At 68.8% G+C, this 22,462-nt stretch carries 15 protein-coding genes and 1 tRNA gene; 10 read left to right on the plus strand and 6 right to left on the minus strand.

The window, feature by feature from the left end; genetic code table 11:
- Positions 1 to 41 precede the first annotated feature (41 nt).
- From AC1D2H_RS22835 to AC1D2H_RS22850, 4 genes are all read left to right on the plus strand, one after another.
- On the plus strand, positions 42 to 2,900 hold the full coding sequence (locus tag AC1D2H_RS22835; RefSeq protein WP_478012577.1) for a TonB-dependent receptor domain-containing protein: 2,859 nt from the start codon (positions 42 to 44) through the stop codon (positions 2,898 to 2,900).
- A 259-nt stretch (positions 2,901 to 3,159) separates the two neighbouring features.
- Positions 3,160 to 3,792, plus strand: coding sequence for a methyltransferase domain-containing protein (locus AC1D2H_RS22840; protein WP_478012578.1), 633 nt, complete (start codon positions 3,160 to 3,162; stop codon positions 3,790 to 3,792).
- A 14-nt stretch (positions 3,793 to 3,806) separates the two neighbouring features.
- Complete coding sequence (locus tag AC1D2H_RS22845) at positions 3,807 to 4,679, plus strand: DMT family transporter (protein ID WP_478012579.1); 873 nt, start codon at positions 3,807 to 3,809, stop codon at positions 4,677 to 4,679.
- 21 nt (positions 4,680 to 4,700) lie between these two features.
- Positions 4,701 to 5,582 (plus strand): alpha/beta fold hydrolase, encoded by an 882-nt coding sequence (locus AC1D2H_RS22850; RefSeq protein WP_478012580.1) that lies wholly within the window; start codon positions 4,701 to 4,703, stop codon positions 5,580 to 5,582.
- 15 nt (positions 5,583 to 5,597) lie between these two features.
- Here AC1D2H_RS22850 and AC1D2H_RS22855 read toward each other — a convergent pair whose 3' ends face one another.
- The gene (locus AC1D2H_RS22855; protein ID WP_478012581.1) at positions 5,598 to 8,528 is read right to left on the minus strand and encodes a helix-turn-helix transcriptional regulator; all 2,931 of its coding nucleotides are present in this window, start codon (positions 8,526 to 8,528) and stop codon (positions 5,598 to 5,600) included.
- 41 nt (positions 8,529 to 8,569) lie between these two features.
- Positions 8,570 to 9,199, minus strand: coding sequence for a Sua5/YciO/YrdC/YwlC family protein (locus tag AC1D2H_RS22860; protein WP_478012582.1), 630 nt, complete (start codon positions 9,197 to 9,199; stop codon positions 8,570 to 8,572).
- 266 nt (positions 9,200 to 9,465) lie between these two features.
- Between AC1D2H_RS22860 and gmk the strand changes: the two genes are divergently transcribed.
- The 5 genes from gmk (at position 9,466) to AC1D2H_RS22885 (ending at position 18,267) form a co-directional block, all read left to right on the plus strand.
- On the plus strand, positions 9,466 to 10,086 hold the full coding sequence (gmk, locus tag AC1D2H_RS22865; RefSeq protein WP_477935691.1) for a guanylate kinase: 621 nt from the start codon (positions 9,466 to 9,468) through the stop codon (positions 10,084 to 10,086).
- 23 nt (positions 10,087 to 10,109) lie between these two features.
- Complete coding sequence (gene rpoZ / locus AC1D2H_RS22870) at positions 10,110 to 10,313, plus strand: DNA-directed RNA polymerase subunit omega (RefSeq protein WP_025563690.1); 204 nt, start codon at positions 10,110 to 10,112, stop codon at positions 10,311 to 10,313.
- Between the two features lie 185 nt (positions 10,314 to 10,498).
- Positions 10,499 to 12,757 (plus strand): RelA/SpoT family protein, encoded by a 2,259-nt coding sequence (locus tag AC1D2H_RS22875; RefSeq protein ID WP_477935689.1) that lies wholly within the window; start codon positions 10,499 to 10,501, stop codon positions 12,755 to 12,757.
- 273 nt (positions 12,758 to 13,030) lie between these two features.
- Positions 13,031 to 16,777 carry a TonB-dependent receptor gene (locus AC1D2H_RS22880; protein ID WP_477935687.1) on the plus strand — a complete coding sequence of 1,249 codons (3,747 nt, stop codon included), beginning with the start codon at positions 13,031 to 13,033 and terminating at the stop codon, positions 16,775 to 16,777.
- Positions 16,778 to 16,779: 2 nt separating this feature from the next.
- Positions 16,780 to 18,267 (plus strand): SEL1-like repeat protein, encoded by a 1,488-nt coding sequence (locus AC1D2H_RS22885; RefSeq protein ID WP_477935685.1) that lies wholly within the window; start codon positions 16,780 to 16,782, stop codon positions 18,265 to 18,267.
- Here the strand turns inward: AC1D2H_RS22885 and greB are convergent.
- On the minus strand, positions 18,248 to 18,805 hold the full coding sequence (gene greB / locus AC1D2H_RS22890; protein WP_477935683.1) for a transcription elongation factor GreB: 558 nt from the start codon (positions 18,803 to 18,805) through the stop codon (positions 18,248 to 18,250). The two genes, AC1D2H_RS22885 and greB, sit on opposite strands and share 20 nt — an antisense overlap.
- 15 nt (positions 18,806 to 18,820) lie before the next feature.
- Between greB and AC1D2H_RS22895 the strand changes: the two genes are divergently transcribed.
- Entirely contained in the window at positions 18,821 to 19,849 is a 1,029-nt protein-coding gene (locus AC1D2H_RS22895) for a CaiB/BaiF CoA transferase family protein (RefSeq protein ID WP_477935681.1), read from the plus strand.
- Positions 19,850 to 19,913: 64 nt separating this feature from the next.
- Here AC1D2H_RS22895 and AC1D2H_RS22900 read toward each other — a convergent pair.
- From AC1D2H_RS22900 to AC1D2H_RS22910, 3 genes are all read right to left on the minus strand, one after another.
- Positions 19,914 to 19,990: transfer RNA gene (locus tag AC1D2H_RS22900), tRNA-Arg, on the minus strand.
- A gap of 81 nt (positions 19,991 to 20,071) precedes the next feature.
- On the minus strand, positions 20,072 to 21,319 hold the full coding sequence (locus AC1D2H_RS22905; protein ID WP_477935679.1) for a heme biosynthesis HemY N-terminal domain-containing protein: 1,248 nt from the start codon (positions 21,317 to 21,319) through the stop codon (positions 20,072 to 20,074).
- A 2-nt stretch (positions 21,320 to 21,321) separates the two neighbouring features.
- Entirely contained in the window at positions 21,322 to 22,455 is a 1,134-nt protein-coding gene (locus AC1D2H_RS22910) for a uroporphyrinogen-III C-methyltransferase (RefSeq protein WP_477935677.1), read from the minus strand.
- Positions 22,456 to 22,462 lie beyond the last annotated feature (7 nt).

The raw sequence follows: 22,462 nt of genomic DNA on the forward strand, positions 1-22,462 counted from the left end.
CTGGCGCTCCTCAAGACACCACATCCTTACGGAGACAAGACGTGCGCCTCAGTTCCCAACGCCATTCCCGGGCTTTCCGCCCCACGGCCCTCGCCCTCGCCCTGCTCGGCCTGGCCTCGACCCCGTCACTGGTCCAGGCCCAGGAAGCTCAGGAGAACCAGGTCATCGATCGCGTCGAGATCACCGGCTCCATCATCCGGCGCTCGGTCAAGGACGAGAGCGCGCTGCCGGTCTCGAAGATGAAGGCCGTCGAGCTCGACCAGCGCCTGAACACCGAGCTCAAGGACATGATGCTGGAGCTGCCCCAGGCCAACTCCGTGGGCAGCTACGCCGGCACGGCCGGCCCGATGACCAGCCTGCGCGGCTTCGGCCCGATGCGCACGCTGACGCTGCTGAACGGCCGCCGCCTGGCCAAGGAGCCGTTGACCAACCAGTACGTCAGCGTCAACGTCATCCCGCGCATGGCCATGAGCCATGTCGACATCCTGCGCGACGGTGCCTCGTCGAGCTATGGCTCCGACGCCATGGGCGGCGTGCAGGCCTTCTACACGCTCAGCAGCTACCAGGGCGTGGGCATCAAGCTCGAAACCGTGCAGCCGACGCGCTCCGGCGGCGGCGCCACGCGCGCCCTCGGCCTGATCGGCGGCATCGGCGACCTGGGCAAGAACGGCTGGAACGTGTATGCGGCCCTGGACATCCAGCACCGCGACGTGCTGCCGCGCACGGCGCGCCCCGAGCTGACCGACGGCTCGGCGCTGACCCAGCTGGGCATCAGCACCGCGCCAGGCCTGGGCGCCAACGCCGCGCCGGGCAACTTCACCGACCCGACCAACCCGACCACCGCGCTGCGGACCGTGCGCTACAACCCGATGTATGCCAGCGGCTGCCTGCCGCCCTACTCCGTGCCCAGCACCTCGGGCGGCCGCCAGACCTGCTTCCTGGACGCCAACACGCAGTACACGACCTTCAACAACAAGAACGACATCCTGAACTTCTACGCCCAGGGCAAGATGCAGCTGCCGGGCGACCACCTGCTGACCGTCGAGTTCAACCACAGCGAGTTCGAGGTCGACCAGTACAACAACCCGGCCGCGCCCACGGTGCGCCTGACCAGCACCCACCCCTACTACCCCGGCAACGGCAAGGTGCCGGCCGTGCCCGGGCTGAACCTGGCGGGCCGCCCCATCGACGTGCTGTGGTCGGTGGCCGACGCCGGCCCGCGCATCCGCAACGACATCCACCGCAACGACCGCGTCGTGGCGACCACCGAAGGCTCGCTCGGCGCCTGGGACTACCGCACCGGCATCAACTACGGCCGCTCGCAGCGCGAGACGCAGGCCGGCGCCGGCTGGCTGCGCGTGACCGGCATTGCCAACGTGCAGGGCACGACCGCGCGCACCCTCTTCCTCGACCCCAAGCTCAACCCCTTCGGCCTGCAGGACGCCGCCGGCATGGCCCTGCTGGACGGCGCCGCGATGGACGGCCAGACCCTGCGCCTGCACCGCGCCGAGAACGCCAGCCTCGACGCGACCTTCTCGCGCAGCCTGATGAAGCTGGGCGGCGGCGACATGATGCTGGCGCTGGGCGCCGAGCTGCGCCGCGACACCTGGAAGGCCATCGGCCTGGCCAGCAACGACCTCTCGACGGCCCTGAACGGCCAGATCGACCTGCTGGGCGGCGACAACATCGCCAGCGGCGCCAACACCGCCACCAGCACCAAGATCAGCCGCGACGTCACCTCGCTGTTCGCCGAGCTGGACGTGCCCATCCGCCGCGACCTGACGCTGAACGCCTCGGTGCGCGGCGACAAATACAGCGACCTGGGCGAAACCACGGTCAACCCCAAGCTCAGCCTGCGCTGGACCCCGGTGTCCAGCCTGGTGCTGCGCGCCTCGGCCAATACCGGCTACCGCGCCCCCAGCCTGCCCGAGATCTACACCAAGGAAACCGAGCGCACCTCCTTGTCCGTGTTCAACGACCCGCTGCTGTGCCCCACCGTGAACGGCGTCGCCACGCCCAAGGCCGGCTATGCGCCTGAAGTCGTCTGCGGCCTGACCGGCTACACGCAGATCACCAAGGTGCCCAACAACGCCGGCGTCAAGCCCGAGACCTCGCGCAGCCTGACGTTCGGCGCGGCCTTCGAGCCCGTGAAGGACCTGACGATGACGCTGGACTACTGGCGCACGCAGATCGACAGCGTCATCGGCAACCGCGCCATCGACTACATCCTGGCCAACCCCGCCACCTATCCCGGTCTGTTCCTGCGCAACGCGGACGGCACGCTGGGCGTGACCAGCAGCTCGGGCTTCAAGGACGCCGTCATCAACACGCCGTCCAACGTCGGCTCGCTGCGCGGCGCCGGTCTGGACGCCAGCCTGAAGTACGCCACGCCGCGCGCCGCCTGGGGCCGCATCACGGCCGGCGTCGACATCGCCTACCTGACCCGCTGGGACGCCCGCTCCGAAGGCGTCAACAACGGCGACTGGGTCTCGGCCCTGGGCTTCTTCAACGACGTCGTGCCGGTCAACCCCAATGCCGGCCTGTCCAACGCCACGCGCGGCCTGAACAACCGCTGGCGCCACACCGCCCAGATCGCCTGGCAGGACAACAACTGGCTGGTGCAGCTCTCGCAGCGCTACCAGAGCAAGGTCTACGACCAGAACCTGGCCGCCGCCACCGGGGCCGGCACCTCAGGCGCCCGCAACGTCAGCCCCTATGAGCAGTACAACTTCCTGGTGCGCTATTCCGGCTTCAAGAACCTCAAGCTGTCGCTGGGCGTCAGCAATCTGTTCAACGACCAGCCGCCGCTGACCAACCACAACGCCTACCGCGGCTATCTGACCAGCGTGGCCGACGTGCTGGGCCGGGCCTATGTGGTGACCGCCGACTATCGCTTCTGAGTCTTTCTCCTGGTGTCTTCGCGCTAGTCGTCGAAGCCCTTCAAGCTCCTGGCTCGCGCCAGGAGCTTTTTTTATGCCCTCAGACTGCGCTTGAATTGGCCGTCGACATGAAGGCGGCCATCGAGCAGATGCGCGTTCAGGTGCAAAACATCGAGTAGGGTTTCGGCGAGGCTGGCTACTCGCACAAGGAGTTGCCGGGCTGCGCGTCTAAGGCATATGCCTCATTTATCCGCCGCGTCTTAGCGCCACGCTGAGACCCATGCTGAAACCCAACTCCACTGCAGCCGCCAACCCGTTGCGGGCCGGCGCCGCCAGCCGCAGCACGATCTCGTCGTACCAGAGCTGCGCGGCCGGCTACGACAAGCTCTGCGACGACAACCCGTCACCGGCCGTCCGCGCCCCGCTGCGGCGGATGCTGGAACTGATGGGCAGCCAGGGCCGCATCCTCGAGATCGGCTCAGGCCCGGGCCGGGACGCCGATTTTGTCGAGTCTCTGGGCGCCCGGGTGCGCCGCACCGACGCGACGCAGGCCTTCCTCGACATCCAGTCGAGCCGCGGCAGGCACTGCGAACTCCTCGACGTGCTGACGGATCGCATCACCGGCTCGTACGACGGCGTGATGGCCTTGTGCACGCTGATGCACATCGACCGCGCGCACACCGACCTGGTGCTGGACAAGATCCGGCGCGCCACGCGGCTGGGCGGCGCCTTCCTGGTCTCGATGCGCGAAGGCGACGGCGAGACGACGGGTCGCTATCAGATGACCTACTGGTCGCATGCCGCCTTCGCCACCCGGCTCGAGAAGGCCGGCTTCTGCGTCGAGGCCAGCGAGCGGCGCACCAGCTCCCGCGACGACGTGTGGATGACCTTCCTCTGCCGGAGGGTGCTATGAGTCCGCGCGGCTGGTTGCTGTTCGTCGCGCTGAGCCTGATCTGGGGCGTGCCCTATCTGCTCATCAAGATCATCGTCGCCGAGTTGCCCGTGGCCGTGCTGGTTTTCGCGCGCGTCGGCATCGCGGCGCTGGTGCTGCTGCCATTCGCGATGCGGGACTTGCCGGTGACGCTGCTGCTGCGGCACTGGCGGCCCTTGCTCGCGTTCGCGACTCTGGAGTTCGCATTGCCGTGGGGGCTGCTGTCGCATGCCGAAACCCGCATCCACAGCTCGACGGCGGGCCTGCTGATGGCGACCATCCCGGTCCTCGCCGTCATCGTCGGCCGGCTCACCGGTGACAAGGAAGCGATTTCCTCGCGGCGCTGGTGCGGCCTGGCCCTGGGCTTCTTCGGCGTCTTCCTGCTCGCCGGGCTGCAGTGGGGCGACGAACTGGTGCCGACGTTCGAGGTCTTGGGCGCCGCCGCGGCCTATGCCACCGCCGCGGTGGTGGCCGGCCGCGGGTTGCGGTCGGTGCCCGCCTTGCCCATGATGACGGTCTGCCTTGCCGCAGCCGCCCTGATGTATCTGCCGGCCGCCGTGCTTGCATGGCCTTCGGCGCTGCCGTCCGGCCGGGTCATCGCGTCCCTCGGTGTGCTCGCGGTCGTCTGCACTTCGCTGGCCTTCATCTGGTTCTTTGGCCTGATCCGGGAGGTCGGCATCAGCCGGGCAGTCGTCTTCACCTACATCAACCCCGTCGTGGCCATGGTCGCCGGTGCGCTGCTGCTGTCCGAGCCTTTGTCGCTGACTACGCTGCTGGCCTTCGCGTTCATCCTGGCCGGCTCCCTGCTGGCCACCGCCCGGGGCGAGCCAGCCCAACCCGCGAGCACCGCCGAAACCTCGAGCCCTTGAGGCAAACCGGAGACGCCTGACATGATCTGCGACACCTGCAATGAATTCACCGTTCCCGTAGCGCCCGGGGTCCAACTGGCGACCGAGACCTTAGGTGATCGCCACGCCCCGGCGATCCTGATGATCCAGGGCGCCGGCAATTCCATGGTTTCCTGGGACCGCAGCTTCTGCCAGCGCCTGGCGGATGGCGGCCGCTTCGTGATCCGCTACGACAGCCGCGACACCGGCCGCTCGACGAGCTGGGAGCTGGGGCGGCCGACCTACGGCCTGCGTGACCTGGCGGCCGATGCGCTGGCCCTGCTCGACCACTTCGACGTGCGCAAGGCCCATGTGTTCGGTGTCTCCCAGGGGGCCGGCATCGCCCAGCTGCTGGCCATCGACCATCCCGACCGGGTGGCCACCCTCGTCCTGATGTCGGGCACGCCGGGCGGTCCCGGACACGAAGCCGGCGACCTTCCTCCCGCGCACGAGGCCATCCGCAGAATCTTCACCGGCGAAGCCGGTCCGGCGGAACCGGATTGGACCGACGGCGAAGCGGTGGCCCGTTATCTGGTGGAGGGCGAGCGGCCCTTTGCTGGTGGCGGCATGTTCGACGAGCACTGGGTGCTCGAGACGGCGAGATGCATCCAGAAGCGCAGCCTCGACCTCGCGGCGCAGCTCACCAACCCCTTTCTGATCGACGCCGGCGCGCCCTGGCGGCAACGCCTCGGCGCCATTCGCGCACCGGCTCTCATCCTCCACGGCGACAGGGATCCGCTGTTCCCGCTCGAGCATGGCCAGGCGCTGGCGCGGGAGATCCCCGACGCAGAGCTGGTGCCGCTGGCCGATGTGGGCCACGCCCATGTGTTCCCGGCCGTCTGGGAGCGAGTTTCAGGCCTCGTTCTGAGGCACACCGAGCGCTGAGGCCTGGCGGGGCTTCTATCGGCGGCTGGTCAGTCCCAGCCTGTGCGCGACAGCGCCTGCCGCGCCGCGGGTGCGGACGTCGAGCTTGGCCAGGATGTTGGTGACGTGGACACTCGCCGTCTTGGCCGTGATGACCAGCTCGGAAGCGATCTGGCGGTTGGTCTGGCCTTCGGCGACGAGACGGAGCACTTCCAGTTCACGGCTGGTCAGCGCAAACGGCGCTGGGGCCTCGGGTGCACCGCCCGCGCCGACGCGCCGCTGCAAAGCCAGCACGCGGATGCGCTGCAGCAGCGGCTGCGCGCCCAATGCCGAAGCCAGACGCTCTGCCTCCTGCAAATGGGTGGCCGCCGTCGCCCGTGACGGTTCGAGCGCAGCCGCACGCGCCAGCGCATACGCCCGCTCCAAGGGCTGCCCCAGGTCCTCCCAGAGCCGCGCCACGCTGAGCCATGGCGCGGCGGCCGGCCGCTCGGCGAGCCGGCCGGATTCGGCCGCCACGAGTGCCGCATAGGCAAGCTCGGCCGGGCCCGGGCGCGGCAGTTGGCGCGCCACATCGGTGAGCTTCTTCAAGGCGCCCGCATCTGCATCGGCCTCCACATGAACCCGTGCCGCGACGGCAAGCAGCGGCCAGCCTTCCTGTGGCGCGGCGTGCCGGCAGCGATCCACGATGCCGGCCGCAGCGCGGCAGGCCGAAGCGGCATCGCCCTCGGCAAGCAGCAGGTCGATGGCGAGGCGCTCGATCGACAACGGCCGGGCCAGCAGGTCTTGCGGCAGCAGGCGCAGCTGCGACAGGCCGCGCCGCGCGGCTTCAAGATCGCCGCGGAGCAGTGCGATCTCCGCCTGCCCCAAAACCAGCAGCGCGCGCCCGAAAGGCGTCGGTTCGGCGTCGAGGGCCTGTTCCAGCACCGCGATCGCGTCGCTCCATCGCCCGCAACGCTGCAGCGCACGGGCACGGTTGCTTGCGATCGTGGGACCGATATAGCCGGCCTGCCCGACCTCCAGGCAGCGCTTGGCGGCCTGCGCCGCGCGTTCCGCGGCCCGTTCGTTGCGCGCCAACATGAGCTCGACCTCGACCTGCGCATTCATGGCCAGCACTTCCAGCCAACCCCAGGGGCAGGCCATGGCGGACAGCTCGCTGGCGTGGCCCCGCGCCTCGCCCGACGACGCCTCATCGCCGCGGCCGGCGCCGCGCCGGCAGGCATCGACCGCTTCCTGCAGCTCGGCGCTGGTGTCGGTGCCGCGGCACAGGCCGAGCATGGCGCGGGTGATGCGCGCATCCATCCGGCCCGTCTCGTCGTCGGTGTGGGCGGCCGCCTCGGCAAGCTCGCGGGCCGCCTGGTCTGCGGCGTCCAGGCGCCCGCGCAGCAGCAAGGCGCGGCATTGCTGGGCGAGGCACTCGATGCGCAGGCGCAGATTCGTCGTGAGGCGCAGGGCCTCTTGCAGGTCTTCCAGCTGCCCGGGCAGCAATTGCTGGTGGCGCAGCGGCGCGCGCTGCATGCTCAGCAGCGCGCTCACGCGTTCGGGGTCGCCGGCCTGGACCGCCTGCGCGAGGCCGATCTCGGTGAGCCGCATGCCCCGATCGGTCTTGCCGGCCCAGCAGGCGGCGTTCGCGGCCTGCTCCACGATGTCCAGATGCGAAACGCCTACCCGCGACCGGGCATCGGGCACGCGTGGCCAGACGTCGAGCATCAGGTCGAGCATCTCCAGCTGCTCGACATAGGACGTCGCCTCGCCGGCCTCGCGAGCGCCGGCCCATGCCGCGGTGAAGGCCTGTTCGTCCTCGCTGGCCCGGTGCCAGTGCCGCGCCAGCGCCAGCGTCGTCCAGCAGTTGCGGGCCAGGGCGGGATGGGCGGCCATGGCCAGCGCGTAGGCGCCGTGAAGCCGGCGCCGTTCGCCCACCAGCATGTCGCTCTCGACGGCCTCCCGGATCAAGCGGTGTCGAAACACGTAGCCGTCACCCTCCTTCACGAGCACGTTGGCAGCCAGGGCCGGATGGAAGCACTGCTCTACGTCGACTTCGGACAGCCCGGACACGGCCGCCACGATGGCCGGCCGGAACACGCTGCCGCCCAGGGAGGCCGCGCGCACGACGGCCTGCGTGCCCGCGGGGAGGGCGCGCACCGCCACCAGCAGCAGCTCGTTGAGCGATTCGGAAACCTGATCGCGAACGCCGCCCTCCGCGCTCACCAGCGCTTCCGCATACAGCGGATTTCCTTCGCTGCGGGCGAACACGGTGCCCAGGGTCGCGGTTTCCGGCTCATGGCCCAGGATGCCGCCCAGCTGTGCCGCCACTTCGGACCGCGTCAATCGAGGCAGGCGCATGACCTTGACCGACGGCAGCCGCCCCAGCTCGGCGAGCACGGTGCGCAGGGGATGGTCGCGGTGCACGGCATCCGATCGATGCGACCCCAGCACCAGCACACGCACGCCCGTGATGTTGGTGGCGAGATAGCGCAGCAGGTCGCGGGTGCCGGCGTCGGACCAGTGCAGATCCTCCAGCACCCAGACCAGGGGGCGCTCATGGGCCAACTTCTCGGTGAGAAGGCGCACGACCTCGAAGAGCCGGGAGCGCACGATGCTCACGTCCGGCAACGCCCGGGGCGCACCGAACTCGGGCAGCAGCCAGGCGAGGTCACCAGCGCTGCTGGTTCCAATCAGGGCGACGACATCGCCGATGCTGCGCTCGCGCACCAGGCTTCGAATGGCCGCCGTGAAGGGCGCATAGGGCAGGCCGGATTCGGACTGGTCGGTGCAGGCGCCTGAAATGACCGTGGCGCGATCGCCGATGCGGCGGGCGAATTCCGCCAGCAGCCGTGTCTTGCCGCCGCCGGCTTCGGCGGAGATCAGGACGACGCGCGACGTTCCAGCGACGCAGGCGTCGAAGGCATCGTCGAGCTGCGCCAACTCCGGCGCTCGTCCCGCGAAGACGGGGCTGGCAAGCTGATCCATGGCTGATCGGCCGACTGTCGCACAGCGGGCCTCCCCTCAGCTCAAACCGCCAGCTGCATCTCATGCCCGGCGGCAGCAAGAGGCCAGCGCGCCAGGCTCGGCCGCGAGGGCTCGAACAGCCGCACGCAGGTCAGGCGCTGCAGCGTGGCCATCGTGCCGGCGTCCAGCGCGACATCCAGCACGGCGCGGGCGTCCGAGGACAGCTCATCGAGATCCGCGACCTCCAGCCCCGGCTGCGGCGGCAGGGCCAGCAGCGCTTCGTCGACATGGCCCAGCAGGCCCTGGCAGGCCGGATGGGCGCTGAAGTACAGCAGGCCAGCACCGCCGGCTGCGCTGGCCAGCCGGCGCGGCACGCGGTGGGTACAGCGCAGCTGGAATGCGGTGGAACCGGCGTCAGCATCCCGGATGGCCCGGAAGGCGCGATCGTCGATTTGCAGATAGGTGGCGGCCTGGGCGAGGTCGCGGCACAGCAGCATGAGGGGCTGGCGCTCGTCGGCGCGCCGCAGCAGTCGGGCGGCGGCGGCCTTGTCATCGAGCCCGCAGGCCATCAGATAGCCGGCGGCCGTCGGCAGCGCGGCCACCGCACCGGCCCGTACACGGTCGGCTGCTGCCTGCAGCAGCCGGGCTTGCGGGTTGTCGGGATGAACCTCGTAGCGTTGATAGCGTGGCATCGTGTGGACCTCGTCATGCCTTAACGACGGGCTCAAGATAAGGATGACCAGCCTCCGGCCGCGTCAGACAAGTCGCCACAGTACTGCCGGATCGGGGCCCGAAAAGCGCGCTGGAATGCCAAAAATGCCGGACCGGCCCACCGCGTCCGAGGGGGTCGCGCACGGCCGCAAGCTAAAGTCCATGCTTGATCAATCGTGGGGTCGTAGCAAAAACTTCGCGGGCGACAGGCACTTAGCCTTGCCCCACCCCAGCGTCGAATACATCCATGGAATATCCCGGCAATCTTTTCGTCGTCGCCGCCCCAAGCGGCGCCGGCAAGTCCAGCCTTGTAAAGGCGCTGCTGGAGCTGGATGCCAAGCTGGCCGTCTCCATCTCCCACACCTCGCGCGCGCCGCGCGGCCAGGAACAGCATGGCCGCGAATACTGGTTCATCACGCCGGAGGAATTCCGGGGGATGGCCGAGCGCGGCGAATTCTTCGAATGGGCCGAGGTCCACGGCAATCTCTACGGCACCTCGCGTACCGCCATCGAGGCGCGCATGCAGCATGGCGACGACGTCGTGCTCGAGATCGATTTCCAGGGCGCGCTGCAGATCAAGCAGCTGTTTCCCTATGCCGTGCTGATCTTCATCCTGCCGCCGAGCTGGGACGAATTGCAGTCGCGCCTGAACCGCCGTGGCGACACCGAACCCGAGGTCATCGCCAAGCGCATGGCCAATGCGCGCCTCGAGGTGGCGCAGGCGCAGAACTTCGATTTCGTCGTCGTGAACGCGGTGTTCGACACCGCCGTTTTCGACCTCAAATCCATCGTCCACGCGCAGCGGCTAAAATACCTGGCTCAGCGGCGCAACCGCTCTGCCGTCTTTCAGGCGCTCGATCTGCCCTGATCCCGCTTTACCCAAGGAACACCATGGCCCGCATCACCGTCGAAGACTGCCTGACCAAGATCCCGAACCGCTTCCAGCTGGTGCTGGCCGCGACCTACCGCGCCCGCATGCTGAGCCAGGGCCACAGCCCCCGCATCGAGAGCAAGAACAAGCCCGGCGTGACCGCCCTGCGCGAAATCGCCGCCGGCGAAGTCGGCATCGAGATGCTGCGCAAGGTTCCGGTCTAAGCACCGTCCTCACTGCCACACGGGCGCCCTCGGGCGCCCGTTTGCATTTCGGGCCGAGCGCCGGGCCGCTCTCTAGCCGGCCCGCTTGGGCGATGTGCATGCGGCTCAATGCCGCATGCATCGCCGTCACCTAGGGGGCTCCTTGGACGAGGGGCCTCTTACCTTCGTATAAATTCGGGGCCAATATGGCCCAACGTTCCCTCACCGCCTGGTTCACGCTGCCTGGATTGCGCCAGCCGGCGCCGCCGACGCAGGCGGAAGCTGCTTCCTTTGATGCTCTCGCCCCCAAACTCGGCTACCTGAGCAAGGCGGAGGTCAAGCGCGTGCGCGAGGCCTACAAGTTCGCCGACGAGGCCCACCTGGGCCAGAAGCGCGCCACCGGCGAGCCCTACATCACCCACCCCATCGCCGTCGCCGGCATCTGCGCCGAATGGCGGCTGGACGCTCAAGCGCTGATGGCGGCGTTGATGCATGACGTCGTCGAGGACTGCGGCGTCTCCAAGACCGAGCTGATCGAGAAGTTCGACGCGACGACGGCCGATCTGGTGGATGGCCTGACCAAGCTGGACAAGCTGCAGTTCTCCACCAAGGAGGAGTCGCAGGCCGAGTCCTTCCGCAAGATGCTGCTGGCGATGGCGCGCGACCTGCGCGTCATCCTCATCAAGCTGGCCGACCGCCTGCACAACATGCGCACCATGGGCGCGATGGCGCCGCACAAGGCGCGCCGCATCGCCCGCGAGACCTTCGACATCTACGCGCCCATCGCGCACCGCCTGGGCCTGAACCAGACCTTCCGCGAGCTGCAGGACCTGTCCTTCCAGTATTTCCACCCCTGGCGCTATGCCGCGCTCAGCAAGGCCGTGGGCAAGGCGCGCGGCAACCGGCGCGACCTGGTGTCGCGCATCGAGGCCGAGATCCGTGCAGCCTTTGCCAAGGCCAGCCTGCGCGTCGAGGTGCAGGGGCGCGAGAAGACCGTCCACTCCATCTACAAGAAGATGCGCGAGAAGGGCGGCCTGTCCTTCGCCCAGGTCAGCGACATCTTCGGTTTTCGCATCCTGACCGAGGAGCCGCTGCAGTGCTACACGGCCCTGGGCGTGCTGCACCAGCTCTACAAGCCGCAGGCCGGGCGCTTCAAGGACTACATCGCCACGCCCAAGGACAACGGCTACCAGTCCCTGCACACGACGTTGATGGGGCCGCTGGCCACGCCGCTGGAGTTCCAGCTGCGCACCGAAGGCATGCACCAGATCGCCGAACAGGGCGTGGCGGCGCACTGGATCTACAAGAGCCGTGGCAAGCAGGCCTCGGCGCTGGTGGCCCAGCAGGCCAATGCGCGCTGGTTGCAGAGCCTGATCGACATCCAGGACGAGACGCGCGACGCCAACGAGTTCCTCGAGCACGTCAAGATCGACCTGTTCCCGGACGCGATCTACGTCTTCACGCCGAAGTCCAAGATCATGGCCCTGCCCAAGGGCGCGACGCCGGTGGACTTCGCCTACGCCATCCACTCCGACGTCGGCGACCACTGCGTGGCGGCCCAGGTCAACGGCGAGGCGGTGCCGCTGCGGGCCGAGCTGCGCAGCGGCGACATCGTCGAAATCATCACCGCGCCTGGCGCCAGCCCCAACCCGGCCTGGCTGAGCTTCGTGCGCACCGGCCGGGCCCGCTCCAAGATCCGCCATTACCTGAAGGACCTGGAGCAGGAGGAATCCCGCGAGCTGGGCGAGAAGATGCTGGCCCAGGCCATGCGCGTCGAGGGCCTGGGCCTGCCCAGCCTGGAGCTGGATGACGCGGCCGCGCCGATCTGGCATGAGCTGGCCGCCTGGGCAGGCAGCGCGAGTACCGAGCAGCTGCTGGTCGACATCGGCGCCGGCCGCAAGATCGCCACCATCATCGCCAAGAAGCTGGCCCGCCTGATGGCCGACCAGGGCCAGAAGCCCGATGCACTGGCACTGACGCTGGGCCGCTTCACCGAAGCGCCTTCCCACCAGGGCAGCGTCACCATCGACGGCAGCGAGGGTGCGTCCGTGCAGCTCGCCAGCTGCTGCCGCCCCATCCCCGGCGACGAGGTGCGCGGCTACCTCGGCCGCGGCGAAGGCCTGATCGTCCACACCTGCGAGTGCGCCGTCGGCCGCCGCCTGTTCCAGCGCGACAGCGAGCACTGGATCCAGGTCGAATGGGCCGAGGAACTGACGCGCAGCTTCGAGGCCGGCATCGCGCTGCTGATGCGCAACGGCAAGGGCGTGCTCGCCCAGGTCGCCCAGGCCGTGGCGCAGGCCGAGGCCGACATCACCCACATCTCGATGAGCGATGAGGCGCAGCTGCGCGAGACGGCCGAGATGACGCTGCTCATCGCCGTGCGCGACCGCCTGCACCTCGCCGATGTGCTGCGCGTGCTGCGCCGCACCGCGCCGGTCCAGCGCGTCTGGCGCGTCAAGCCCTGAACGCGCCGGGCGCTTGCGGGCGCCCCTGTCGCTGACAGCGTTGGCGGCCAATCACGGCCGTGACTGTTTCTGTTCGCTTCCCCGGGTTAACCAGTGTTTCTGGGCCCGGTATTTCTTTTCGGGATAGCAAACAGGCCAAAACGAATTTCTCCCGGTTACAGCGGCTGCTTAAGGTCGCGCCACGGCCAGCAAAAGTAAAAAAGTCATACTTTTGTAGGCCGCGGCGATTGACCCACAACAAGCCCGGGACCCCACCGGAGCGCGGAGAAGACAGTGAACAAATTCAGCAAGCCTGCGGTGGCGACCGCTGTTTCCATGGCCCTGGCCCTGTGGGCCCAACAGGCCGCCATGGCCCAGGAAAGCGGCAACGCCGCAGCCGCCAAGCCCGACGACGCCAAGCCGGCCGCGCGCAAGCCCGCCGCGCCGACCCAGGAGCTCGAGACCGTGCTGGTCGTCGGCACGCGCCAGTCTCAGCAGTCCAGCATCAACCGCAAGAAGAACGCGGCCACGGCCCAGGACTCCATCGTGGCCGAGGACGTCGGCGCCTTCCCTGACCGCAACATTGGTGAAGCCATCTCCCGGATCGCCGGCGTGGCGCTGGACCGCGGTGACTTCGGCGAGGGCGTCAACGTGTCCATCCGCGGCAACGGCGCCGAGCTGACCCGGGTCGAGCTGGACGGCATGGGCGTGCGCTCCGGTGCCGGCACCGACCTGCTGGGCGGCGGCGACGGCCGCGGCACCGAGTTCCGCGAGCTGTCGTCCGACCTGATCAAGAGCGTCGACATCGTCAAGGGCTCGACGGCCGCGATGACGGAAGGCTCGCTCGGTGGCGGCATCATCATCACGACCCGCACCGGCCTGGACTTCGACAAGCCCTACTACTCCTTCCGCGCGGCCGGCACGCAGAGCGACCTGAACAAGAAGACCACGCCCAACTACAACCTGGTGCTGGCCGACAAGTTCCTGGACAAGCGGCTGGGCATCATCGTCAACCTGAACAAGTCGCGCTACCAGAACGAGCAGCACGGCGTCACCCAGGGCGGCAGCAACAACCAGCAGGGCCTGGTGCGCCTGGGGGACTTCGACAACTCGCCCGAGAAGACCTTCACCTTCAACCCGAGCACGCTGTCCAAGACCGACCCGGCCGCCACCGCCACGCTGCTGGCCTCGCCGCTGACGGCCGGCGGCTTCTTCAACGCATCGACGCCAATGGAGCTGCTGACCAAGTCGGCGGCGGCCCAGAGCAAGGCCGACTGCTTCACCACCTTCCCCAACCTGACGACGGCACAGACCAACGCCATCGTCAGCGCCAACCGGACAGCCGCATACACCCAGCGCCAGAACGAGCAGCTGACCTGCCTGAACCAGTGGAACGACTACACCCCGTCGCAGACGGCGGGCTTCCGCTTCAACTTCAAGAGCCAGGATGACAGGCGCACCGGCGGCGACATCCGCCTCGACTTCAAGGTCAGCGACGCGCTGACCCTCTACACCAAGCTCAGCGCCAACAAGCGCCACGTCGATGACATCGTCGGCTTCCTGGGCGTGGGCAGCAGCCCGGTGTTCAACGGTGCCTTCACCGACAACGTCACCGCCAACACGCGCGGCATCGTCGCGGGCAACACGCTGTCCGCCTCGGTGCTGCCCAACACCTACTCCTTCCGCGCCAACAACGCTCCGCTGATCCAGGGCGCGACGACCAACATCCTGCCGGGCTACACGGTGGACTCGACCCACCACGTGACGAGCTATTCGACCGGCAACGGCTCCTACGGCACCGACACCATCTTCAGCAGCATCGACACCGACTCCAAGACCTTGGTGGGCGGCGGCGAATACCGCGACGGCCGCCTGAGCGCGCAGTTCCTGCTCGGCACGACCAAGTCGACCGCCCTGCGCTACGACCGGCGCGCGGCGTTCAGCTACCTCTATGGCGTCGGCAACTACGCGCTGCAGCCCAACGGCCTGTGGGCCTTCACGCTGCCGGCCGGCAGCACCAACGACCAGCTCAACTTCCCGGCCTATGCGCAGCTGAACCCCGCCGTGGCCGCGGCGGCCTTCCCGGCGTCGGCCGTCAACCCGCTCTCGGTGCCGGCCTACACCGCCGCGCAGCGGGCCCAATACACCAACAACACGCTGCTGCAGGTCATCCGCTCCTTCGACACCGACAGCGCCGAGAAGACCGGCAAGCTCGACCTCGCCTACAACGTGGTCGACAAGATCCCCTTCCTGACCTCGATCAAGGGCGGCCTGAACTACCGCGACACCAGCGGCAACTTCTGGGCCGGCGCGGGCGGCACCATCAAGGAGCCGGTCGGCACCTACGGCACCGCCGGCTTCGTGCCGGGCGTCTACATGCCCCAGGTCAACACGCGCTGGAACGTCGTCGGCTGCGAGAACACGCCCGGCTCGCTCGCCGCTGGCGGCCAGCCCTGCGCCGCCAACGGCTATGCCCCCAACAACCAGCTCAACACCGGCATCGGCGGTGTGGCCGCGGGTACCACCACCATCACGCGGGCGCAGTACGAAGACCTGATCCGCCAGACCATGACGCTGGCCCCCGCCGGCCAGTTCTACGCCGGCTCCAAGGACCGCCCGTCGACGCTGATCGACGGCTGGAACCAGATCGACATCGACAAGCTGTTCGCGCTGGCCGGCGTGCCGGTGCGCCTGGATTGCTTCCGCAGTTGCACGGCCAGCGACGGCAAGGTCTACGACATGCCGGTGACCCAGTTCAGCGAAAAGTCCAAGGCCGCCTATCTGATGACGGACTTCGAGATGGACCGCGTGCCCTTCACCGACTGGGCCCTGCCCTTCGGCATGGAGCTGGCGGGCAACTTCGGCGTGCGCATCGTGCAGACCGAGGTGGCCGGCACGGGCTATATGACCTTCCGGTCCATCCGCAAGACGTCCAGCTTCGACCCGCTCAACCCGACGGCGGCGGCCGGCTTCGTGTCCACCGCCTTCAGCCAGAACACGGCGATCTCGGGCAAGTCCACCGACGTCATGCCTTCGCTGAACCTGGCCCTGTGGCCGGTGCCCGAGAAGGTCGCGCTGCGCTACAGCATCGGCAAGACCATCGCCCGCCCGCCGGTGTCCAAGCTGCTGCCCTCGGGCACCACCTGCACCTACAGCGAGATCGTCGAAGACAACCCGGACGACCCGGACGGCAGCGCCGCCGACCAGGGCTGCTCGGGCACCATGGGCAACCCCGAGCTCAAGCCGCAGACCAACGTCAACCAGAACCTGTCCCTCGAGTGGTACGCCAACCGCGACACCATGTTCACGGCCGGCATCTTCCGCCAGCGCGGCCTGATCGGCGCGCCCACCATCGGCACGGTGCGCCAGAACACCAAGGTCTTCGCCACCAGCAGCGTCATCGACCCCGTGTCCGGCATTCCGCTCAAGGACATCGAGTTCGGCTTCACGCAGTGGGACAACGCCCAGCCGGCGACCCGCCGCGGCATCGAGTTCGGCATGAAGACGGCCTTCACCTTCCTGCCGTCCTTCCTGCGCTACACCGGCATGGACGCCAACTACAGCTATGTGCGCTCGACCCAGGGCGCCCCGGTACTGGACCTGATCAGCGGTGACGTGCTGCCGGTCGCCAACGAGCCGAAGTACTCGTACAACGCTTCGCTCTGGTACGACGACGGCGGCTTCCAGGCGCGCGTGGCGCTGCAGGTCGTGGCCCCGCGCTACTACACCTTCTCGCCGAACACGTCGACCAACGTCGGCGTCAACAACTACACGTCCGTGGGCACCACCGGCTGGCGCCTGCCCTACAACCCGGGCGCGCCCATCTTCGGCAACCGCACCGCCTTCGTCGACGCCAAGGTCTCTTATCGCTTCAAGAACGGCCTGGAGCTGTTCGCCGACGTGCGCAACCTCACCGGCGAGCGCACCCAGAGCAGCACCGGCGGCTACCAGGACTATGCCGACGGCATTCCCAGCATCTATGGCGACGGCTACAACGGCCGCCGCTACATGGTGGGCATGACCCTCCGCAGCCCACGCTGAGCATGCGCGCTCCCTCAGTACACGGCCTGGTGCTGCTGGCGCTGGCTATGCCGGTGGCCTGGGCCCAGAACGCCGCGCCCGCCAACACGCTGGACGGCGTCAAGGTCACGGGCCAGCGCAACGGCGGTGTCGACCCCTCGGTCGTCACCGCCGCCAAGAGCAAGGTGCTGTCGCGCCAGTTCGCGTCGTCCTGCGCATTCATGAGCGGCTACTCGGCCGCCGAGGATGAGGTCACGCTGGCCTATATGCGTGACTTCAACCTGCTGGACAGCCCGTCCAACGAGGCCGAGCGCTTCAGCGACCTCAGCCCCGACGGCAACGCCAAGACGGCCACCGTCGGCAGCGCGCTGGAGGGCAGCAGCGGCGACACCGGCAGCACCGCCGACGCCATGGCGCCTTCCACCGCTTGCTCCAAATCCGACAGGCGCTTCGCCGCCGGCCGCAACTGGATCGCGCGCAAGGACAAGTCGCTGACCCAGGCCTTCGACGCCTACGAGGCCGGCAACTTCACCGAGGCGCGTGTCAAATTCGAAGAGGGCTGGAACAAGCTCGGCTACGAAGAGGCGGCCATGATGCTGGGCCGCATCCACCTGCTGGGCCTGGGCACGCCGGCCAGCACGCCCAAGGCCATCGAATGGCTGCGCAAGGTCATCGACGCGCGCTACGACCCGGTGGGCGACCGCCTGCGCTTCGACCCGCAGAAGCCCGACAACATCAACACCCGCGTCGAGGCTTCATTGCTGCTGGCCCGCATCCACCTGACGGGCCAGGGCACGGCGCGCAACCCGGCGGAGGCCTACCGCTGGTGGAAGCAGGCACTGGACTATGGCTTCGAGCCCGCCGGCACGCTGCTGGGCCAGGCCCACCTCAGCGGCATCGGCACGGCGCCCGATGCCAGGCGCGCGCTGTCCTATCTGCAGGCCGCCGGCGAGGCGGGCCATGTGCCTGCCCTCTACCTGCTGGGCCAGCTCTACCAGCATCAGCTGCCGAAACAACCGGACGGCGTGCCGCTGGACCTGCCGCGCGCCGGCGCCTACTACAGCGCCGCGGTGAAGGCCGGCCATGTCGAGGCGACCTACGCCGCGGCGCGCATGCTCGACCTGGGCGAAGGGGTGCCAGCCGCGCCCGAGCGCGCCATCGTGCTCTACAAGGCCGCCGCACTGAAGGGCCATGCCGATGCGCAGAACGCGCTCGCAACCTTCTTCTACCGCGGCGAAGTCGTCGAGCAGAACCTGGCGACGGCCCGCCAGCTCTTCCAGGCGGCCGCCCAGCGCCGCCAGCCCGAGGCGATGTTCAACCTCGCCGTCATGCTGGCCCAGGGCCAGGGCGGGCCCAGGGACCTGCCCTCCGCCTACGCCTGGCTCAGCCTGTGCAAGACAGTCGGCCATCCGCAGGCCGAGGCGGCACTCGCGAGCGTTGCAACCAAGCTGACCGCGGAGGAGCGCGCCCGCGTCGACGACCTGCTCAAGCCTAAGGCGCGGGGTAGCTGACCTCGACGACTTCGATCTTCTCGACGCCCACCGGCGTGACGAGGTTGAGCTCGTCGCCGACGCGTGCCTTCAGCAGCGTGCGCGCAATCGGCGAGATCCAGCTGACCTCGCCGGCCAGGCTGTCGGACTCGTCGATGCCCTTGATCGTGATGGTCTTCTCCTCGCCCTTGGCGTTGGCATAGGTCACCGTCGCGCCGAAGAAGATCTGCTCGGAACCGAAGTGGACGCTCGGGTCGGCGACTTCGGCGATGTCCAGGCGCTTGGTCAGGAAGCGCAGCCGGCGATCGATCTCGCGCAGCCGCTTCTTGCCGTAGAGGTAGTCGCCGTTCTCCGAGCGGTCGCCGTTCTTGGCCGCCCAGGACACGACCTCCACGACGCGAGGCCGCTCCACGTCCAGCAACTCCATGAACTCCGCACGCAGCCGCGCATAGCCGGCCGGCGTCAGGTAGTTACGCGTGCCGGCTGGCAAGGCAGGCAGCGAGGGACCGTCCTCGTCATCGTCGGCCGCGTCGGATTCCTTGGTGAAGGCCTTGCTCATGCGAGCATTGTCGCCATGGACTCCTCCTCTAGCCATCGCCCACTGGCCGGCCTCACCGTCATCGAAATGGCCGGCATCGGCCCCTGCCCGCTGGCCGGCATGCTGCTGGCCGACCACGGCGCCGAGGTCATCGTCATCGACAGGCCGGGCGGCCCGGTGCTGGACACGGGCACGGCGCTGGACCGCGGCAAGCGACGTGTCTGCCTGGACCTGAAGACGGCCGAAGGCCTGGCCGAAGCACGTGCGCTGATCGAGAGTGCCGATGCGCTGATCGAAGGCTTTCGCCCCGGTGTCATGGAGCGCCTGGGCCTCGGGCCGGAAGTGTTCGCGGCGGGTCATCCGCGCCTGGTCTACGGCCGCGTGACCGGCTGGGGCCAGACCGGCCCGCTGGCCCAGGCGGCGGGGCATGACATCAACTACGTGGCGCTGACGGGTGTGCTGTCGGTTGCGACGCGTGACGGCGTGGCGCCCAGCATTCCCGCCACGCTGATCGGCGACATGAGCGGCGGTGCGATGTTCCTGGCCTTCGGCTTGATGGTCGCGCTGTGGGAGGCCCAGCGCAGCGGCCGCGGCCAGGTCGTCGACGCGGCGATGGTGGACGGCGTGGGCCTGCTGTCCAGCCTGCTGCATTCGCTGCGCGCCGCGGGCCGCTGGAGCGAGACGCCGGCGCAGAACTTCTTCCTGCACAGCTCGCCCTTCTACGACTGCTTCGAATGCGCCGACGGCCGCTTCGTGTCTCTCGGTGCGTTGGAGCCGCAGTTCTATGCCGAGTTGCTGCAACGCCTGGACCTGGACGACGTCGACCCCAAGGCCCAGCACGACCGCAGGCAATGGCCAGCGCTGCGCGAGCGCGTCGCGGCGCGCATCCGCGACAAGACGCGCGACGAATGGTCAGCGGTGCTGGAGGGCACGAACGTCTGCTTTGCGCCAGTGCTGACACTGGCCGAAGCGCCCTTGCATCCGCATGCCCAGGCCCGCGGCAGCTTTGTTCAAGCCGAGGACGGCCACTGGCAACCCGCGGCGGCGCCGCGCTTCAAGCGGTAATTGCGAGGCACAAAGAAAAACGCCTCGGAGCAAGCTCCGAGGCGTTTCCATTTCTTCTTGTTTTTGGTGCGGCTGGCAGGATTCGAACCCACGACCCCTTGGTTCGTAGCCAAGTACTCTATCCAACTGAGCTACAGCCGCTGAAGCCTCACAGTATAGCCAGATTTTCAGGGGTCCGGCAAGACTTCGGCATTTTTTTCGAAATAGTTTCCGTGGCGCGCCTCATGGCAGGCGCGCGGCGGCTTCGAAGCAGCGCGCGCGGCGGCTTTCGTCGCCTTCCTGTTCGGCCAGCGCGGCGAGCGCCAGCCAGCTGCGCCGGCGTGCCGGGCCGGCCATCGTCACGTCATCGGCGGCGGCCTCGAGCATCAGGCGCGCCTTGCCCCAGAGTTGGCGCTCGGCCAGCGCATGGCCCAGCGCATAGGCCAGGGCTCGCTCGCGCGGAAAGCGCGACTGGGCAGACTCCAGGCGCTGCAGCCAGTCGGGGCCGCAGCCGGCCAGCACCGGCACCAGGGCGTTGGCGAGGGCGGTGCGGTCATCGGACTGGAGTTCGGCCAGGTCGTCGAAGAAGGGCCGCAGCCAGCCACGGCCGTCATCCGGCGCGCCCAACTGGCCCGAGCACTGGGCGGCGCGGGCGGCGACCAGCGGGTCGCGACGATCCGCCGGGTCGAGTTGCTGCCAGACCGAACGGAGCTGGTCGACGTCACGCGCGCCATCGAGGGCTTCGAAGGCCAGCGAGCGCAGCAGGCCCTGGGCCGCCACCTTGGAAAAGGCCTGGTGCTTGGCGAGCAGGCGCGCGGTGCGCAGCGCATCCAGCGGCTGCCGGGCCAGGCGCGAGGCCTGCAGACGCAGGCGCAGGGCCTGGGTGCGGCGGGCAACGCCGGGGGCGAGCTCGCCGAGCACGCTGAGCGCACGCGTGGCGTCGCGGTCATCCAGGGCCCATTCGGCGGCCAACAGGCGGGCACCGTCTTCCTGCGCGCGCGCGCCGCCGGTGCGGTGGGCCAGGTCGAGGGCGCGGGCCAGTTGCTCGTCGCGATGGCGGCGGTCCTGCAGACGGTGGGCGCTCGCCGCGGCCAGCAGATGGGCCAGGGCCATGAAGGACTGGTCCGCCGCCAGCTCGGGCGTCGCGGACTGGATGTTGAGTGCCTTCTGCGCCGCCTTCTGGGCGCGGCTGAAGCGCGCGCCGAAGAGCTCGACCAGGGCCTCGCGCAGGGCCAGCTGGGCGCTGCGCTCGCGCTGGGCCAGGCGCCATTCGCGGGCGCGCTTGGGCAGGGTCGTCAGCGCCTCGATGGCCTGGATGGCCGTGACGAGGGCAAAGCAGCTGGCGACCAGCAGCAGCAGGAAGAGGTTGAGAGAGATGTCGACGCGCCAGCCGGCCCAGTAGAAGCTGGCAAGACCGTCATTGCTGCCCAGGGTCAGCGCCGCAACCACGGCGACGACGAAAAGCAGGACCAGCCAGATGACCAAGCGCATGATCAGCGCCCCGCGGCTGCAGCGGTCAGTGCGGCCAAGGTGTCATCGGGTCTGGGCACGCTGACCTGGCGCGCCTGGCCCGACACCTGGCGCAGCAGCTCGGCCACGCCGGCCACCTTGCGCGAGCGGGTATCGAAGTAGCGGCTCAGCATTTCCTGGCTGTCACGCAGATCGGACTGGGCGGTGTCGAACTGGCGGCTCAGCAGCGCCAGGCGCGCGTTGAGCAATCGCAGCTTGAGGTTCTCGCGCAGGAAGAAGCTCTGGTCGGGCGAGATCAGCGCCGCCTCGGGGTGATCGATGCGGGTCACGCGCAGCAGCGTGCGGGCCTCGCCCCAGACCAGACCGGTCCAGCTGGAAAGCTGCTGGGAAGCCTGCCACCACCACAGCGAGACCTTGCCGTCGGCCGCGGCGGCGGCCTGTTCGCGTTGCAGCTTCAGCGCCCGCTCGCGTTCCTTGGCGGCATCGCCGTTGCGATCGTCACGTTGCTTGGGTGCGGCCTCGTTGCCCGACACCAGCGGCAGCTCGTCGGCCATGCGCACCACTTCGTCGAGCTTGATGGTCAGCGTGGACACATCGACGACGGCGACCGCCTTGACGCGGTCCAGGTCGCGCGCGACGGCGCGGCGCACGCCCTCCATGCGCGGCTGCTTGTAGCGCAGCAGGCGTTCGTCGGCCTGCTTCAGCGTGGCCACCAGGGGTTCAGCGCTGCCGGTGATCTGGGTCTGCTGCAGGGCCACGCGGATGGCGGCCTCGATGTCGCCGACGACGTTCTCGTCGCGCGAGCGCGACATGGACTGGATCAGCTCCTCCAGCTGCCCGCGCTGCAGCGCCACTTCGGCCAGGCGGGCATCCAGCAGGGAAACCTTGGCGGCCGTGTCGCGCACCAGTTCGGCCGACTGCTTGGCTGCCAGCCGCGCCTCGGTGGCCTGGGCCTGGCTGGCTTCCTGGCGGCGCACCAGTTCCTGCTCCAGGGACTGCTGGCGTGACAGGCTTTGCCAGGCGAGCGCCACGCAAAGCAGCACGGCGGCGCTCAGCAGGGCCAGCAACCAGGGCAACCAGGCCGGCAATGCAGGGGCGACAGGGGACGGCGGGGCGGCGGGTTCGGCCGCGGCGACAACGGAAATCGGCTCACTCACAGTGCGA

The organism is Roseateles sp. P1_C1_2, from assembly GCF_056406535.1.

Bases quoted from the DNA above. Each gene is read 5' to 3' on its own strand.
- AC1D2H_RS22840 (WP_478012578.1), top strand. From the start codon at position 3,160: ATGCTGAAACCCAACTCCACTGCAGCCGCCAACCCGTTGCGGGCCGGC.
- AC1D2H_RS22850 (WP_478012580.1), top strand. From the start codon at position 4,701: ATGATCTGCGACACCTGCAATGAATTCACCGTTCCCGTAGCGCCCGGG.
- AC1D2H_RS22855 (WP_478012581.1), bottom strand. From the start codon at position 8,528: ATGGATCAGCTTGCCAGCCCCGTCTTCGCGGGACGAGCGCCGGAGTTG.
- AC1D2H_RS22860 (WP_478012582.1), bottom strand. From the start codon at position 9,199: ATGCCACGCTATCAACGCTACGAGGTTCATCCCGACAACCCGCAAGCC.
- gmk (WP_477935691.1), top strand. From the start codon at position 9,466: ATGGAATATCCCGGCAATCTTTTCGTCGTCGCCGCCCCAAGCGGCGCC.
- rpoZ (WP_025563690.1), top strand. From the start codon at position 10,110: ATGGCCCGCATCACCGTCGAAGACTGCCTGACCAAGATCCCGAACCGC.
- AC1D2H_RS22875 (WP_477935689.1), top strand. From the start codon at position 10,499: ATGGCCCAACGTTCCCTCACCGCCTGGTTCACGCTGCCTGGATTGCGC.
- AC1D2H_RS22885 (WP_477935685.1), top strand. From the start codon at position 16,780: ATGCGCGCTCCCTCAGTACACGGCCTGGTGCTGCTGGCGCTGGCTATG.
- greB (WP_477935683.1), bottom strand. From the start codon at position 18,805: ATGAGCAAGGCCTTCACCAAGGAATCCGACGCGGCCGACGATGACGAG.
- AC1D2H_RS22895 (WP_477935681.1), top strand. From the start codon at position 18,821: ATGGACTCCTCCTCTAGCCATCGCCCACTGGCCGGCCTCACCGTCATC.
- AC1D2H_RS22905 (WP_477935679.1), bottom strand. From the start codon at position 21,319: ATGCGCTTGGTCATCTGGCTGGTCCTGCTTTTCGTCGTCGCCGTGGTT.